This is a genomic window from Pseudomonas sp. ATCC 43928 (assembly GCF_005938665.2).
In the GTDB taxonomy this organism is placed as follows: domain Bacteria; phylum Pseudomonadota; class Gammaproteobacteria; order Pseudomonadales; family Pseudomonadaceae; genus Aquipseudomonas.
Map to the genome: position 1 here is coordinate 6,135,382 of NZ_CP041753.1, position 16,162 is coordinate 6,151,543.

Annotated in this window: 11 protein-coding genes and 1 pseudogene; 3 read left to right on the forward strand and 9 right to left on the reverse strand. The window is 60.5% G+C overall.

Going from position 1 to position 16,162, the window contains the following annotated elements:
- Positions 1 to 178 precede the first annotated feature (178 nt).
- The 8 genes from FFH90_RS28330 to FFH90_RS28370 form a co-directional block, all read right to left on the reverse strand.
- Positions 179 to 3,631 carry a GMC family oxidoreductase N-terminal domain-containing protein gene (locus tag FFH90_RS28330; protein WP_138866418.1) on the reverse strand — a complete coding sequence of 1,151 codons (3,453 nt, stop codon included), beginning with the start codon at positions 3,629 to 3,631 and terminating at the stop codon, positions 179 to 181.
- Positions 3,632 to 5,335: 1,704 nt separating this feature from the next.
- A complete protein-coding gene (locus FFH90_RS28340) occupies positions 5,336 to 5,902 on the reverse strand; it encodes a GNAT family N-acetyltransferase (protein WP_138866419.1) in 567 nt (188 codons plus the stop codon).
- 99 nt (positions 5,903 to 6,001) lie between these two features.
- Positions 6,002 to 6,778 (reverse strand): electron transfer flavoprotein subunit beta, encoded by a 777-nt coding sequence (locus FFH90_RS28345; protein ID WP_018928786.1) that lies wholly within the window; start codon positions 6,776 to 6,778, stop codon positions 6,002 to 6,004.
- A 15-nt stretch (positions 6,779 to 6,793) separates the two neighbouring features.
- On the reverse strand, positions 6,794 to 8,014 hold the full coding sequence (locus FFH90_RS28350; RefSeq protein ID WP_138866420.1) for an electron transfer flavoprotein subunit alpha/FixB family protein: 1,221 nt from the start codon (positions 8,012 to 8,014) through the stop codon (positions 6,794 to 6,796).
- Positions 8,014 to 9,963, reverse strand: a complete 1,950-nt coding sequence (gene dgcB / locus FFH90_RS28355) for a dimethylglycine demethylation protein DgcB (protein WP_018928784.1) — start codon at positions 9,961 to 9,963, stop codon at positions 8,014 to 8,016. The genes FFH90_RS28350 and dgcB overlap by 1 nt, the downstream gene beginning before the upstream one ends.
- A gap of 210 nt (positions 9,964 to 10,173) precedes the next feature.
- Positions 10,174 to 12,234 (reverse strand): dimethylglycine demethylation protein DgcA, encoded by a 2,061-nt coding sequence (dgcA, locus tag FFH90_RS28360; protein ID WP_007938000.1) that lies wholly within the window; start codon positions 12,232 to 12,234, stop codon positions 10,174 to 10,176.
- Between the two features lie 15 nt (positions 12,235 to 12,249).
- Complete coding sequence (locus FFH90_RS28365; protein ID WP_007926354.1) at positions 12,250 to 12,780, reverse strand: DUF5943 domain-containing protein; 531 nt, start codon at positions 12,778 to 12,780, stop codon at positions 12,250 to 12,252.
- A 79-nt stretch (positions 12,781 to 12,859) separates the two neighbouring features.
- Positions 12,860 to 13,837 (reverse strand): dipeptidase, encoded by a 978-nt coding sequence (locus tag FFH90_RS28370; protein WP_007907542.1) that lies wholly within the window; start codon positions 13,835 to 13,837, stop codon positions 12,860 to 12,862.
- A gap of 235 nt (positions 13,838 to 14,072) precedes the next feature.
- Here FFH90_RS28370 and FFH90_RS28380 point away from each other — a divergent pair, with 235 nt between their 5' ends.
- From FFH90_RS28380 to FFH90_RS28390, 3 genes and pseudogenes are all read left to right on the forward strand, one after another.
- Positions 14,073 to 14,474, forward strand: a complete 402-nt coding sequence (locus FFH90_RS28380) for a lysozyme inhibitor LprI family protein (RefSeq protein ID WP_018928783.1) — start codon at positions 14,073 to 14,075, stop codon at positions 14,472 to 14,474.
- Between the two features lie 7 nt (positions 14,475 to 14,481).
- A pseudogene (locus FFH90_RS28385) lies at positions 14,482 to 14,715 on the forward strand (helix-turn-helix domain-containing protein); the annotation flags it as partial.
- Positions 14,716 to 14,746: 31 nt separating this feature from the next.
- The gene (locus tag FFH90_RS28390; RefSeq protein ID WP_019580672.1) at positions 14,747 to 15,163 is read left to right on the forward strand and encodes a DUF3010 family protein; all 417 of its coding nucleotides are present in this window, start codon (positions 14,747 to 14,749) and stop codon (positions 15,161 to 15,163) included.
- Positions 15,164 to 15,190: 27 nt separating this feature from the next.
- On the opposite strand, the gene FFH90_RS28395 is transcribed toward FFH90_RS28390, so the two are convergent.
- Positions 15,191 to 16,138, reverse strand: coding sequence for a GlxA family transcriptional regulator (locus FFH90_RS28395; RefSeq protein ID WP_138866422.1), 948 nt, complete (start codon positions 16,136 to 16,138; stop codon positions 15,191 to 15,193).
- Positions 16,139 to 16,162: the final 24 nt, after the last annotated feature.

A 16,162-nucleotide genomic window follows, 5' to 3' on the forward strand; every position in this document is an offset into this window, starting at 1 on the left:
TTGTAGTCGCCAATCCCAAGTCAGCACACGGCTTTTGTGGCGAGGGAGCTTGCTCCCGTTCGGCTGCAAAGCAGTCGTAAAACCAGAAAACGCGGTGTATCTGATCGATCGCATCCTCAGGTTTTGGGGCTGCTGCGCAACCCAGCGGGAGCAAGCTCCCTCGCCACAAAAAGCCCGATCAACCGAGGGCGGTTTTCTCCAGGTGCTGCAGGATGATCGGGTACACATCGACCACCGCGTTCTTGCCGAACATGCAGTCGATATGCCCGTAACCCGGCACCACATGCCGGCTGTAGCGTTCCGGTCCATGGATTTTGCACACGCGCTCATAGGTCCTGAGCGTGCTTTCGGGCAAGTAGCACTGGTTGTCTTCGCCACTGATGAAGCAGATCGGCATGGTCAGCCGGTCGAAGTGCGGCATGTAGACGTCCTGGCCCTTGAAGTCCACCAGATGGCCTTTGCGCAGGATCAGCGCCAGGTGCTCGAAGGTCTGTATGTTCGACTCGCCGAACAACTCGTGCAGGTTGTCGTGCAGGGTTTCGTTGAGTGTGTCGTGGCGGTACAGCGACGCGTACATGAAGGTGATGCGGTGGCACACCGGGTTGGTGCAGTAACCTTGAGCCTCGATGCGGGCGTAGATGTTGAGGGCCTTGTCATAGAGTTTGTTGAACCAGCTCTCCTTGTTGTCGGCATACGCGGTGAGGGATTTGATGCCGATGGCGTCGAGCATCCCCGGCAAATGCAGACCGGCCTTGAGCCCCGTTGCCGTGGCGACCACCGTGTCCGCGGCGATCTGCGAACAGACCACCGAACGCACGCCCTGCAATCCGGCCAGCAGTGACATGAAGAAGGTCGTCGCGCCGTAGCAATGCACCACGCACTGCACGTCAGCGGCGAGGGTGGCCTGCTGGATATGCTCGATGGCGGCCTTGAAGTCGTACTGGGCAATCTGGTCGCCGTTCCATTCATGTTTGCTGGCCGGCAGCAGGATGCTGACCCGGAAATCCAGGAGCCAGACGTCGTACTCGTGCTTGCACAGGTACTCCAGCAGGTTGGTCTGGATGGTGTCGGTGGAGAAAATATTCGAGCCCACACCCAAACCATGCACCAGCATCACCGGCCCCTTGGTGCCACCCTGATAGCGGGTCAAGCGTAGCTGGACGCTGTCTTCGGTCTGGAAGAACTGCACGCTTGGCGTCGGCGCATCCAGCGGCCGTTTCTGCCGGGGCGGCGCATCGGGGTTGAAGTAGATGTCGCCCGCGAACACCCCGCCGTAGCTCTCCCACAAGATGCCGGCGAAGAACTTGCCGAACCGCGCCAGCCCTTCAATGCGCTCACGTTCGTTGCGCGCGTTGAGCACCTTCATGGTGGTCATCTGCTTGGCAAAATCGGCCGGCTCGATGTGCATCACCCCCGAGCCGATCACCTCGCCCGTCTTGTCCGGCCCGCGATACAGCGTCACATAGAGTGTACTGGTGTCGTGCCAGACGTTCAGCACGCCGTTGTCTTCGGGAACGGTCTTGAATGCGCTGAAGTAATAATCGCTGCCGTCCTCGGCGGTCAGTTTCATGTCGTAATTCATGTGCCGCACACCGACCTGTTCCTGATATTCCTCGAACAGATTGAACACACCATTGCTGGCGGTCAGTGGTTCCGGCGACAAGCCCGGCGCATCCAGAGAGCCGACCAGTGTCGCGGCATGTTCTGGCTCCTTGATCATGCGATTGAGGTCGTTGGCGGTGATGGTCAAGGTGAATTCGATCGGCGAGTTATCCGACTTGCCGCGTTTGGCCGCCGCTTCGTAGAGTTTGAGATCGGTGCCCTGGGGCTGGGTGAAATCTTTGGAGAAATAGCCCTTCATGGTTTCGGTGAACTGCACGCCGAGGGTCGGTGCCGCCACCGGTTTGCGCGGTGCCGAGGGCAACGTGTAGTCGATGTGCCACCCGCGATCGGCGGCCAGCAGCCCCATGTTGCGCTCGCTCACGGCAGAGATGGTCAGCAACGGATTGACCGCCAGTGAGGTCGGGATCACCGCACCGTCGGCCACGTATAGCCCGGCATAGACATCGGTGCCGCTGACGCCGCTGAACACCTGGCCCTTGTGGTTGACCACGCCTTGCGTCGCATCCTCGCCCATCACACAACCGCCCAATGGGTGCACGGAAACGATGCTGTGTTTGAGCAGCTCGGTCCAGATCGGGTTCTCGACCCAGATCCCGCCCAAGGCCTTGGTGCTCTGGTGCAGGCGCTCGTTGCCGATCTTGACGTTTTCCTGCTCGCCAACGCCCGGCCAGTCGATGCGCAACTGATCCTTGCTGTCGAGCACCATGCGCCCCTTGCCGTCGTCGTGGCTCATGATCAGGTAGGTCTGCATGTTATGCAGCGCGCCGTGATACGGGCCACGCAGGAAGCTTTCGGCTTCGCGTTCGGCATATTTGAGCTTGCCGGTGAAGCTGTCATCGGTGGGTTTGCCGATCAACCCGGCGAATGTGGCCATGCTCGGCACCATGGGCCGGCCGAGTGCGCCGGGGATCGAGCCTTCTTCGATGACCATGCGGCTGCGCCAGTCGCCTTCGGTGCGCATGTCGATGATCGAGGTGATGCACGGGCCGACCGGTTTCATCTCCTTGGCCGGATGGGCACCGAAACCGATGCCGTTGATCGTTTCATCGCAGTTGTGGCCGAAACCGAGGATGTCGCCGTTGCCGCTCATGTTTTCGCCAAGCTGATTGGACGTCGACAGGCCTTTGTCCCGAGAGCGCAGGAGGATTTCGGTGGAACCCAGAGTGCCGGCCGACACCACGACGATGTCCGCCTTGACGAACAGCGTCGGCGCGGAGAATTTCTCGCGGCCGCTGTCCAGGTATTGGAAGTGCACGATCCAGCCATCGCCGTCGCGCTCCAGATGCCGGACCTCGGCCTGGCAGAAAATCTCCGCGCCGTGGTTGCAGGCATCCGGCAGGTAATTCATCAACGTGGTGTTCTTGGCCTTGTTGTTACAGCCCGAAACGCAGTCGCCGCAGTGGTTGCACGGCAATTGCTCGACGCCGACGTGGTTGAGGTTGTTCGGCAGTTTGTCGAAGGTCACGTTGATCGGCGGCTTGTAGAAGTGCGCGCCTTGCTTGAGGTAATCGGCGGACTTCTGGTTAGCCTCGAGTTTGGGCAAGGTCGGAGCGGTTTTCGGATAGGGATTGGGCTTGAGCATCTCCCGAGCCCGGGCGTAACCGTCCTTGAGCAGCGTGTCGCGATGTTCACGCACCGCCAGCGGCCAACGCGGATCATCGAACACACCGGGTTCAGGTTCCAGCGCGACGTTGGCGTTGATCAACGACGTGCCGCCCAGGCCGCAACCGACCACTACGTTCTGCTGGGCGTTGACGTGCAGGTCGAACAGCCCGGTGCGCGAGCCGATGTGCCCGTCCGGGTCATGCACTTGCAGCTCTTCAGTGGCCGCCAGCATCGTATTGGGGTATTCGCCGGGCTGGATTTCCCGGCCTCGCTCCAGCAGGCACACCCGCTTGCCGGCCCGGGACAGGCGCGACGCCGCGATCCCGCCGCCGTAGCCGGAGCCAATGACGATCACGTCGTAATGTTCCTTGATATCGCTGATGGGCGTGGCGATCCGTGTCATGGGTCATTTCCTCTCGGGCAGATGGGGCAACTCTGCGGTTGCCTGCAATCGATAGACGAACAAACGCCTGGTCACCGGGCACGGTCGGGCCTCAATGGCAGCGGTGTTATGGCATAAGGGGGCCAGGCGCTATAGACGAGCGCGCTGATTGGCGGCGCGACGATGAATCCGCTTGTGCAACGAGGTGGCGGATGTCGGAACACAGGTCACGCAGGGGCTGGGGTGCGAATGTGGCTGCGAGCGATGTGGCTGGCTATCCATCACGCGTTCTCCCTGAACCAGATGTGGATAAGTGACAGTTGTCCTTATGCGATGAGAGTGAAGACAGGCGACAGATCGAAGTCAAGGAAGTGCCTTAGAACTGTATGAAATCTGATCTATCGCGTTCCGGCCTATACGGGCCGTGGCTTACAGGGTTCAGCGAACAAGTTATCCACATCTCCACCCACAGCAAATGGGGACAACTGTGGATGACAGGCTAAATCTATTCACAAAAACCGAAGAAAAACCGTGACTTATCCAGAAGCAGGGTTTTAGCCAGGCACTGGTTGTTTTTTAATCAGAAGCTTGCAGGCCACGTTTTACATAGCGTGCAGGGGATGGCGAACACCTTATCCACAGAAGCACCAACAGACTTTGGGGGCAACTTTGCGGTCTCTGTGGAAAACCGCTGAAACCCGCGAGTATTCCGGGTTTACGGGACGATTAGCGGAGGAAAACGCCGAGTTGAACAATATTTGATCAACCCACTGAAAGCCGCGATCTGTATGGCCTGTAGCGGACAGCGAACATCTTATCCACAGAAGCGCCAACAGAGATTGGGGGCAAGTGTCGGCCAGTGAGCGACGTTACTCTGTGGAAAAAGCCCGAAAAAACCGTGGGTTAGGCTGGTTGTTTTTTGTACGGAGGGCTGCAGGGCTTGATTGGCATGGGGTGTAGCGAGGGGCGAACATGTTATCCACAGAAGCGCTAACAGGGATTGTGGGTAACCCAGATACTTGCCCCGCATCTACGGTATCGGGAGTACATATCCATTTCTGCGGTAACGACGGCTGGCGGTTTCGCTCTTACAGCGAGTCACTTTGGAAAAGCCCCAAAGTAACCAAAGGGCTCTTGCCCCTTTCGTTCGGTGCCTCGCCTAGGCTCGGCATACCCTCGCTCCGGTCCTGCTCCGTGGGCCCGCCGCCATCGGCCATCCATGGCCGGGGGCGGCTAACCCGGCATCCATGCCGGGTTGCCCACTGCGCAGAACCTCCACTCGGCCTCACGAGGGGGCGTGCACCGCAAAAGCAAAAGCGAGGCGGCCTACCGGCCGGCCTGACTTCAAGTGAACGTGTCCCCTATAGAATCTGCCGAAGGCTGCGATCTTTTGATCTTGCTTTTGCTTTTGCTTTTGCTTTGCTTTGGTTTTTGATCTTGATCTGAACGCCCCTTTCCCAGAGGCCGAACGCAGGCGTTGCGCAGGGGGCACCGCGGCAGGGATGCCGCGGTAGCCGCCCCCGGCCATGGATGGCCGATGGCGGCGGGCCCCCGGAGCAATGCCGGAGTGAGGGCATGCCGAGCCTAGGCGAGGCACCGAATGGCGGGGCAAAAGCGCTTTGGTTACTTTCGCGCTTTTCGAAAGTGACTCGCTGTAAGAGCGAAACCATAAGTCGCCGTTACCGCAGAAACGGATATGTACACTACACAATCAAAACCGGGCCCTTAAGGCCGATACATGAGATACGCCTCGCCCGTAACCCGAATCATCGGATGGGGAACAACCTGACAGGTTTTGACGATCCCAAAACCATGGCGCTCATAAAAACGCCGGGCCCCGGTATTCGCTGCATAGTCGATCAGGCTCAGGCCGTTGAGTTCCAGTTGATCGGCGCGCTGTTGAGCATGCTCGAGAAAGCGCACACCAAGCCCCTTGTTGCGCCACCCTTCATGCAGGGCCAGGCTTGAAATATAGAGGGTATCGGGGACTTCCATGTCGGCGTAAGGCGCCAGGACCGGATCAGTTACGGGAGCTGCCAACGGATCGTGACGCGTCACGTAACTGTGCATCATGCCGATGACCCGCCCCTGTGCCTGCGCGATAACGCAGTTCTGATAGGAGAAATCGACATCTTCACGGGCGTAACGAATGGCCCCCACTTCCAGCAGATCCTGCCCGGGCTCCGCCAGCTGGCTCCAGATGTAATCCGAAGCCCCCTCTGACGAAATCTGGAACAAACGGGCAATCTCGCGCGCATCCGTGCGCAGAGCCGGACGAAATTCAACTTCCATTGATGTAACTCCCCAGAATACGAGCGACCTGCTTAGCGTGCAGGTTGATACGTAACAACCGGCCAGGCCAACGGTTTTATGGCCGGTTGTCGCTGTGGATCAACCCTGACGGACCACGCCTTCTTCAATCAGCAACTTGAGGATGGCTTCGGCGCCCGCCTGCGCGGTCACGCCCTTGAGCACTTGCCCACCGCCGCCACTGGCCTTGGCCGTCGCGGCCTTCATGCGGTCAGCACCGCTCTTGGCCTTGATCACTTTCAGGCGCTTGGGTCGTGGCTTGGCCGGTTGCAGCGTGGCCACTGCCAGCAGTTCATCGTCGACCACTTCAACTTCATCTGCCTGCAATACCCCGCGTCGCGCCGGACCGTAGGCACTTTGCCGAGGCTTGGGCGCTGCGTTATCCACAGTCGCCAGAAACGGCAGGCGCACTTTCAAGCGACGGCGCTGACCGCGCGGCAAGGCCTGCAGAACCAGCGCCGAACCACCGTCGATGGATTCGACTTGCGCCAAACCCACCACCAGCGGCCAGCCGAGGCTTTCGGCCAGCAGGAACGGCAACATGCCCGAGCCTTCACCGGTTTCCGCCTGGCTGCCGGTCAACACCACCTGCGCCCCGGCGTCACGCAAATAGTCGGTCAACGCTGGCAGCGCATCTGCGCCGACCGGTTGTTCCAGCACATGCAACTGTTCCAGGCCCATGCCCAGATAGGCACGCAGCGCCGGTTCCGCAACGTCGCCGGCGTGCAGCACTTGCAGGTTATCCCCAGCCAATTGCAGACCCAGTTCAACGGCCCGCGCGTCCTGCTCGGCGCGGCGTGGCCGGCCGGAGGTCGGGTGGGCGCCGATGGACACCAGGCTGATGATTTTCGTGCTCATAACCCTTTCCTTCCCTTAAGCCGCATCGCGCTTGGCGTCGTTGCGGTAAGCCTCTACCGCATCGATCAAGGCTTGAAGAATCTCGGCGCTCTCGCCGATCACCGACAGGTCGGCCCGTTTGATCATGTCGCAACCCGGATCGAGGTTGATCGCCACCACCTTGTCGCAGGCACCGATGCCTTGCAGGTGCTGGATCGCCCCGGAAATCCCCACCGCCACGTAAACCCGCGCGGTTACCCAGGTGCCGGACGCGCCGACCTGACGGTCGCGCGCCATGAAACCATCGTCCACCGCCACCCGCGACGCACCTTCGGTCGCGCCCAACGCTTCGGCCGTCCTGTGGAAAAGTCCCCAGTCCTTGACACCGTTGCCGCCAGAGAAGATGAACTCGGCTTCGGCCATCGGAATCGCCGCCGGGTCCACCGCCACCGCGCCCAGATCTTCTATCCGCGACAGGCTGCGAGCGACCGTTGTGGATAACTCCACCGGCAACGCTTCATGGCGGGTTTCGCTGACCGGTTCGGCGCATTCGGCAGCCGCCAGAATCAAGCGGGCCACCGGCCGCGCAAGGTCCTGCAAACCGGCACCGGCACGGCCGATGCATTCCTGATCCTTGACCTGCCAGACCCGTGTGGCCGGACGTTCGCCCAGTGCGGCAGCAAAGCGTCGACCCAGTTCGCCGCCACCACTGCGGCTGTCCGGCAGCAGCCAGTGACGCGGGCTGAACTGGTTATCCACAGCCCGCAGGCCCTGGACGCGTTGTTCCGGTGCATAACCGCTGAATTCGTCGCCTTCCAGTACCAGCAAGCGGTCAACGCCAGCCGTGGTGAAGGCGTTTTCCTTGTGCTCACCGAAGACCACCGCCAGTACCGCGCCGTCCTTGCCGGCCAACTGATGGGCCAGGCCGAGCAAATCGCGGTCGTGGCTGCTCAAGCGACCGCCGACCATGTCCGGCACCACGCTGATGTAGAACGCGGGTGCAGCCACTTGATGCAGCGGCAATTGCACTTCAACCGCGGCCGAGCGTTTAGTTGCCCCGCCCTGCTGAGCGCCACTGCGGTCGATCCGTTTGATCCCGTTGGGACCGATAAAACCGATCCCGTGGGGATTCTTGCGGATGACGCCGTTAGGCCCCATCCAGCTGTGTTGCACCGGTTGCATGGCCGCGTGCAGCGGGTGCAGACGGTTGCGGGCGATCCATTCAGCGCGAGGGTCGCGGCGGATAATGTCGCTCATCAATGCACCTCCGCAGGTTCACGTTTGGCCGGTGCCGAAGGCTTTCCCGGCGCGGCGTCTTCAAGCAGCGCATCAGCCACCAGTTCGGCGATGTCCTTGATCAATGGCCGTGGCTCGACCACGCCCTCAAGCATCGCGGTGCACTGTGGACAACCCACGGCCACCAGTTCGGCGCCGGTTTCGCGGATGTCTTCCATGCGCATGTCAGGGATCCGTTGCTTGCCCGGAATGTCGGTGATCGGCGCACCGCCACCGCCGCCGCAGCAGCGCGAACGGAAACCGGAGCGTTGCATTTCCTTGATCTCGATGCCCAGGGCGCGCAGCACTTCGCGTGGCGCCTCGTATTCGCCGTTGTAGCGACCGAGGTAGCACGGGTCGTGATAAGTCACGCTGTTGCCTTTGTGCTGACCGAGGTTCAGTGCGCCTTCGCCAATGATCTCCGCCATGTAAGTGCTGTGGTGCTGCACGAGGTAGTTGCCATCGAAGGCGCCGTATTCGTTTTTCAGCACATGGAAGCTGTGCGGGTCGCAGGTGACGATGCGGTTGAAGCGGTATTTGGCCAGGGTCTGGATGTTGCGTTTGGCCAACAACTGGAACGTCGCTTCGTCGCCCAGACGCCGGGCCACGTCACCGCTGTCGCGCTCTTCTAGGCCCAGCACTGCGAAGTCGACCTTGGCCGCTTTCAGCACTTTGACGAAGGCACGCAAGGTGCGCTGGTTGCGCATGTCGAAGGCACCGTCGCCGACCCAGAACAGCACGTCGGTGGTTTTCTTTTCGCTGAGCAGGTTCAGGTTCAGATCCGCCGCCCAGTTCATCCGCCCGCCCGGCGCGAAGCCGCCAGGGTTGTCGGTGGCGATCAGGTTTTCCAGGACCTCGGCGCCCTTGTTCGGGGTCGCGCCTTTTTCCAGGGTCAGATGGCGGCGCATGTCGACGATGGCATCGACGTGCTCGATCATCATCGGGCACTCCTCGACGCAGGCGCGGCAGGTGGTGCAGGACCACAGGGTTTCAGCGTCCACCAGACCGTTGACGATCGGTTGATGCGGATTACCGGCGTGCTCACCGATCGGCTTGCCTGGGTAAGGGCTGCCGGCAAACTTGGCATCCGTACCACCGGCCAGGCCGACGACCATGTCCTGAATCAGTTTTTTCGGGTTCAGCGGCTGGCCGGCGGCGAACGCCGGGCACGCAGCTTCACATTTACCGCACTGCACGCAGGCGTCGAAGCCGAGCAGTTGGTTCCAGGTGAAATCCTTGGGTTTTTCCACGCCCAGTGGCGCGGTCGGGTCGTTCAGATCCAGCGGCTTCAAGCCAGTGGAACGACCGCCGCCAAACCGTTCGGAGCGACGGTGCCAAGCCAGGTGCAAGGCACCGGCGAAGGCGTGCTTCATCGGCCCGCCCCAGGTCATGCCGAAGAACAGTTCCGACACGCCCCACAGCACACCGACGCCGAGAATCGCCGCCAGCACCCAGCCACCGAAGTTTTCCGGAAGGATGCCCGCCACCGGCAGGGTCAACAGGAAGAACGACGCCGAGAACGCCAGCAGGCTTTTCGGCAGGCGCATCCACGGACCTTTGGACAAGCGGGCCGGTGGGTTGCGGCGGCGCAGGAAGACAAAGATCGCACCGACGAACATCACTGCCGTCATCAACAGCAGTGCATAACCGAGGATGCGGTTATGCAGGCCGAAACCGTGAACCAGAATCGCCAGCACAATGGACGCCACCGCACCACCGGCCGTGGCGACGTGAGTATTGGCGATGTATTTGTCCCGCGCGACGACGTGGTGCAAATCGACCATGTAACGCTTGGGCATGGCGAACAGACCGCCGATCAGGTCGACTTTCGAAGCCCGGCCCTGACGCCACATAGCCACCCGCCGCAATGCGCCCAGGACAGCCAGGCCCAGGGCAGCGAACAACAGGATTGGAAGAAGGGTGTTCAACATGGTGGAGCTCCCAAAGACCTCGGGGTCATGTGCGTGCCGATGAGAGCGACGCACCTACTTGTGGCGAGGGAGCTTGCTCCCGCTGGAGTGCGAAGCGCTCCCAAAACAGTCTCAGGTGTACACCTGATACACCTCGACTGCAGGTTTTGGGGCTGCTTCGCAGCCCAGCGGGAGCAAGCTCCCTCGCCACAGGTGATGGTGGTAAATCCGTTAGAAATCCTTGCACAACCGCAGCGCGTCGTAGATCGCCGCGTGAGTGTTGCGCTGGGCCACGCAGTCACCGATGCGGAACAGCAAGTAGCCGTCGCCCGCCTGGCTCAGCGAAGGTTGTGGCTTGATCGCGAACAGGGCTTCGATGTCCATCTGGCCTTTGTTGCGCGAGCCTTCCTTCATGGCGTAGTAGATTTCTTCGTCCGGACGCACGCCGTTCTCGACGACCACCTGGTCAACCACCCGCTCCTCTTTGGCGCCGGTGTATTCGTTTTCCAGCACCGCCACCAGCTTGTCGCCTTCGCGATAGACCTTTTCCAGCATCATGTCGCCGGTCATGATCACTTCTTTCGGGTACATGCTGCGGTAGTAAGTCGGGAACGACGTACCGCCGATGGCCACGCCCGGCTTGATGTCGTCAGTGACGATCTCGACCTGGCTGCCTTTGTCGGCGAGGAAGTCGGCTGTCGACATCCCGGTGAACTCGCAAATGGTGTCGTAGACCAGCACGTTCTTGCCCGGCGCCACTTTGCCGTCGAGGATGTCCCAGCTGCTGACCACCAGGCCTTCAGCCGCACCCCAGTGCTCGTTCTGCTCCAGGAACGGATGGCCACCAACGGCGAGCACCACGACGTCCGGACGCAGGTCGAGAATGGTCGCCGCATCCGCCGCCACGCCCAGGCGCAGGTCGACTTTCAAACGCGCCAGTTCCAGCTGGAACCAACGGGTGATACCGGCGATCTGGTCCCGTTGCGGGGCTTTCGAGGCGGTGGTGATCTGCCCGCCGATGAATTCTTTCTTCTCGAACAGGGTCACGTCGTGGCCACGTTCAGCGGATACACGAGCAGCTTCCATCCCCGCAGGGCCGGCACCGACGATCACGACTTTGCGCTTCGGCCCGGTGGATTTCTCGATGATGTGCGGCACGCCCATGTATTCACGGGAGGTCGCGGCGTTCTGGATGCACAAGACGTCCAGGCCCTGGTACTGACGGTCGATGCAGTAGTTGGCGCCCACGCACTGTTTGATCTGGTCGACCTGGCCCATCTTGATCTTGGCGATCAGGTGCGGGTCGGCGATGTGAGCGCGGGTCATGCCGACCATGTCGACGTAACCGCCTTCCAGAATACGGGTTGCCTGGTTCGGGTCCTTGATGTTCTGCGCGTGCAGCACAGGAGCCTTCACCACTTCCTTGATACCGGCGGCCAGGTGCAGGAACGGCTCCGGTGGATAACTCATGTTCGGAATAACGTTGGCCAGGGTGTTGTGAGTGTCGCAACCCGAGCCCACGACACCGATGAAGTCGATCATGCCGGTGTCGTCGTAGTACTTGGCGATCTGCTTCATGTCCTCATGGCTCAGGCCATCAGGGTGGAATTCGTCACCACAGATACGGATACCAACGCAGAAGTCCGGACCGACTTCCTTGCGCACAGCCTTGATCACTTCCAGGCCGAAACGCATGCGGTTCTCGAAGCTGCCGCCCCATTCGTCGGTACGCTTGTTGACTCGCGGGCTCCAGAACTGGTCGATCATGTGCTGGTGCACGGCAGACAGCTCGACGCCATCCAGGCCACCGGCCTTGGCCCGTGCTGCGGCGCTGGCGTAGTTGCCGATCACCCGCCAGATTTCTTCCGGCTCGATGGTTTTGCAGGTCGCGCGGTGCACCGGCTCGCGGATGCCCGACGGCGACAGCAGGGTTGGCCAATGCTCACCGTCCCAGCGGGAGCGGCGACCCATGTGGGTAATCTGGATCATGATCTTGGCGCCATGCTTGTGCATGGCATCGGCCAGATTCTGGAAGTGCGGAATAATCCGGTCGTCGGCCAGGTTGACCGACTTCCACCAGCCTTGCGGGCTGTCGATGGCCACGCTGGAGGAACCGCCGCAAATCGCCAGGCCGATCCCGCCCTTGGCTTTCTCTTCGTAATACTTGACGTACCGATCGGTGGTCATGCCGCCGTCGGTGGCGTAGACCTCAGCGTGCGCGGTGCTGAGCACGCGGTTGCGGATGGTCAGTTTGCCGATCTGGATCGGCTGGAACATTGCTTCGAAAGCCATGGCGGGTTCCTCGACTTACAACGGCTTGACGGTGAACAAACCGTCGTCGTGGCCTTCTTCGGAGCCACCGTAAACTTGTTCGGCGACGGTGCGGATCTTGCTGCCGCGAGCAGCCAGGATCTGGTCCATGGCGCCGGCGAACCAGCCAGTGAACATGTAGTCGACCTTGCGCCCGACCTTGCCGTACACGTAGACGAATGCGGAGTGTTCGAGCTTGACGCTGGCGGTGCCTTTGTCGAGGTCGATGTCCTGGATCTTGAACAGACCCCAGCCGCGCTGCGACAGGCGCTTCATGTAGTGCTCGAACACCGCGACGCCTTCCAGGCCATGGCATTCAGCTTCTTTTTCACACCAGTGCCAAGCGGACTTGTAGCCGGCCTTGTAGAGGATTTCGGCGTAGGCGTCGGCGCCCAGCACTTCCTCGATGCCCATGTGGTTGTTGACGAAGAAGTGACGCGGCACATACAGCATCGGCAGGGCGTCGGAGGTCCAGACACCGGTTTCGCTGTCGACTTCGATTGGCAATTGCGGGGCGATCTTGGCCATGGAAACTTAACTCCAGAAAATTCGTTGTGTTGCCCCCGGCACGGACGGCCGGGGGAAAGGATTCTTCAGATGCGGCGGCTTATTCGCCCCAAACGTCTTTCAAAACGTTGACCCAGTTTTCGCCCATGATCTTGCGCACCACGCGCTCGGAATGGCCGCGCTTGAGCAGGGTTTCGGTCAGGTTCGGGAACTCGCCCACGGTGCGGATGCCCAGCGGGTTGATGATCTTGCCGAAGCTGGTCAGACGGCGGGCGTAGCCCTTGTCATGGGTCAGGTATTCGAAGAAGTCCTGGCCATGGCCCTGGGTGAAGTCGGTGCCGATGCCGATGGCGTCTTCGCCGACGATGTTCATGGTGTATTCGATGGCTTCGGCGTAATCGTCGATGGTCGAATCGATACCCTTGGCCAGGAACGGCGCGAACATGGTCACGCCGACGAAACCGCCGTGATCGGCGATGAACTTCAGTTCTTCATCGGACTTGTTGCGCGGGTGCACTTTCAGGCCCGACGGCAGGCAATGGGAGTAGCAGACCGGCTTCTTGGATTCGAGGATGACTTCTTCGGAGGTCTTCGAGCCGACGTGGGACAGGTCGCACATGACACCGACGCGGTTCATCTCGGCAACGATTTCACGACCGAAACCCGACAGGCCGCCATCGCGCTCATAGCAACCGGTACCGACCAGGTTCTGGGTGTTGTAGCACATCTGCACAATACCGACGCCCAGCTGCTTGAAAACCTCGACATAGCCGATCTGGTCTTCGAAGGCGTGAGCGTTCTGGAAGCCGAACAGGATGCCGGTCTTGCCCTGCTCCTTGGCTTTGCGGATGTCGGCGGTAGTGCGCACCGGGATCACCAGGTCGCTGTTCTCGCGAATCAGCTTCTGACTGGCGGCGATGTTGTTGACGGTGGCCTGGAAGCCCTCCCACACCGACACGGTGCAGTTGGCCGCGGTCAGACCGCCCTTGCGCATGTCTTCGAACAGCTCACGGTTCCACTTGGCAATAATCAGGCCGTCGATAACGATGCTGTCGGCGTGTAATTCGGCTGGGCTCATCAGGCAGTCCCCTATTAACGATTCATGCGCCGAATCGTGTGCCGGCGCTTTGGGGCCAGCATATGCCTGAGGGACGGTGCAGCCGGGTGCAAAAACGACAGGGGAATTGCCGAAAGCGTCAATCCGCGACAAAGGGTCGCCAACCGACATGATTGCCTACCTGTTCAAGCCCGTTCGCATGGGCCAGAATTCGTCGCATCACCGAATGTTTCACTGAATTAAGGGCGGCGACGCAATGAAATCCATCTTCTTGGCTTTGGCACTGATAGCGACCGGCGTACAGGCGGCCGAAGGGGCCGACGACAACCCCTGTGACGCCGTCGAAAACGAAGTCCAGACCCTGGAATGCTCGGCTTACAGCAGAAACACCGCCGAACAGCTACTGAGCGACAACTACCAAGGCCTGAACGAACGCATGCAAACGCGCTATGGCAGCAACAAGGCGCAACTGGCCGACATCACCGCAAAAATCAAAACTGCGCAACAACAATGGCTGAAGACCCGGGATGCCGATTGCGCAGTGGAAGCGTTCCCGGCGACGAGCGGCAGCAAGGCGTTCAACATTGCGCAAAATGATTGCGTGGCACGGATGAGTGACGAGCGGTCGGAGTTTTTGGAGTCGATTGGGCAGGAATAAAAACATAAAAATGGAGAATCATTTGATCCCACACGAAGTAGTCAGCCACATCGTCGATGGCGCACCCCCTGTTCGTGCCTGGCGTGAACACCTGAACCTTACGCAGGATGAAGTGGCCAGACGCATGGGCATCTCCCAACCAGCCTTTGCCCAGCAGGAAACGGTTGCCAAGCCCCGCAAGGCCACGCGTGAGAAAATCGCCGCGGCTTTTGGCATCACCGCCAATCAACTAGAGCTGTAAGCTGCACGCCAACATCGGAAAAGGGATTGAAATGAAAATCTGCGGTATCGAAATCAAAGGCAGCGAAGCAATCCTTGCCGTGGCCTCCCTCGACGATCAGGGGCTGACACACGTCGCGCTGGCCACCAAGAAAATCGCCCTCGACGATGACGACGAAGCCGCCAACGTCAAAGTCTTTGCCGCTCAGGTGGCGTCGTTTATTCGTGAGAATTCAATCGACCGCATCGCGATCAAAAAGCGCAGCAAGAAAGGTGAGTTCGCCGGTGGGCCGACCACGTTCAAGATCGAAGGGGTTTTCCAGTTACTGGAAAATTGCGAGGTAACGCTGCTGTCGCCGCAAACCATCAATGCGCAGAACAAAAAGTTCGACTTTGAACTGCCGGCCACGCTGAACAAGTATCAGCACGAGGCCTACAAAGCGGCCTGCTCGGCGCTGATGAAGAAGTAACGACATAAATCCCCTAGGAGGTCGGTTTCAGGCCTTCTGGCTTTGTCGGCGATCCTCCCGCGGGCACCGCTCAAACCTCGCCCGATAACTGCGGGTGAAATACGACGGCGATTCAAACCCGCAGGCGATACTCACCTCCAGCACACTCATGTCCGTCTGGCGCAGCAGCTGCCGCGCCTTCTCCAGCCTTAATCGCAGATAGAAATTGCTCGGCGTGTCGTGCAGGTGCAGGCGAAACAGGCGCTCTAGCTGACGCCGGGTCACTTTGATCGATTCCGCCAGCTCCAAAGTGCTGAGCGGCGGTTCGCTGTGCTGTTCCATCTCCCCAATGACATGCACCAGTTTCTTGTTGCTGATGCCATATCGCGTGGCGACTTCCATGCGTTGGTGGTCTTTGCGCGGGCGAATGCGCCCGAGTACGAATTGTTCGCTGACCTGAATCGCCAGTTCCGGACCATGAGCCTGACCGATGAGGTCAAGCATCAGGTCGATCGAGGCGGTGCCGCCGGCGGAGGTGATACGCCGTCGGTCGATCTCGAACAGCTCCTGGGTGACGCTCAGCTGTGGATAAGATTCCTTGAAGGCGTCGATCGCTTCCCAGTGCAGGGTCAGGCGATGGCCGTCGAGCAGGCCGGCTTCGGCGAGGATGAAACTGCCGGTGTCGATGGCGCCGAGGGTTACGCCTTCGTTGTCCAGCCGACGTAACCAATGCTCCAGGGCCGGGGTGGCGAACTTCAGCGGTTCGAAACCGGCGACCACCAACAGGGTTGCGCCTTTCTTCAGCGGCTCCAGCGCCGCATCGGCGTTGACCGACATGCCGTTACTGGCCAAAACCGCCCCGCCATCGGCGCTCAACACATGCCAGCGGTACAACTCGCCGCGAAAGCGATTGGCGACCCGCAGCGGCTCGATTGCAGAGATAAAACCGATCGCCGAAAAACCCGGCTTCAACAAGAAGTAGAAATCCTGGGACATGGAGCGCACTCGACTGGCAGGCAA

Coding starts and splice junctions, on each gene's coding strand:
- FFH90_RS28395 (WP_138866422.1), bottom strand. CDS start 16,138: ATGTCCCAGGATTTCTACTTCTTGTTGAAGCCGGGTTTTTCGGCGATC.
- FFH90_RS28350 (WP_138866420.1), bottom strand. CDS start 8,014: ATGAGCGACATTATCCGCCGCGACCCTCGCGCTGAATGGATCGCCCGC.
- dgcA (WP_007938000.1), bottom strand. CDS start 12,234: ATGGCTTTCGAAGCAATGTTCCAGCCGATCCAGATCGGCAAACTGACC.
- dgcB (WP_018928784.1), bottom strand. CDS start 9,963: ATGTTGAACACCCTTCTTCCAATCCTGTTGTTCGCTGCCCTGGGCCTG.
- FFH90_RS28390 (WP_019580672.1), top strand. CDS start 14,747: ATGAAAATCTGCGGTATCGAAATCAAAGGCAGCGAAGCAATCCTTGCC.
- FFH90_RS28370 (WP_007907542.1), bottom strand. CDS start 13,837: ATGAGCCCAGCCGAATTACACGCCGACAGCATCGTTATCGACGGCCTG.
- FFH90_RS28330 (WP_138866418.1), bottom strand. CDS start 3,631: ATGACACGGATCGCCACGCCCATCAGCGATATCAAGGAACATTACGAC.
- FFH90_RS28345 (WP_018928786.1), bottom strand. CDS start 6,778: ATGAGCACGAAAATCATCAGCCTGGTGTCCATCGGCGCCCACCCGACC.
- FFH90_RS28380 (WP_018928783.1), top strand. CDS start 14,073: ATGAAATCCATCTTCTTGGCTTTGGCACTGATAGCGACCGGCGTACAG.
- FFH90_RS28340 (WP_138866419.1), bottom strand. CDS start 5,902: ATGGAAGTTGAATTTCGTCCGGCTCTGCGCACGGATGCGCGCGAGATT.
- FFH90_RS28365 (WP_007926354.1), bottom strand. CDS start 12,780: ATGGCCAAGATCGCCCCGCAATTGCCAATCGAAGTCGACAGCGAAACC.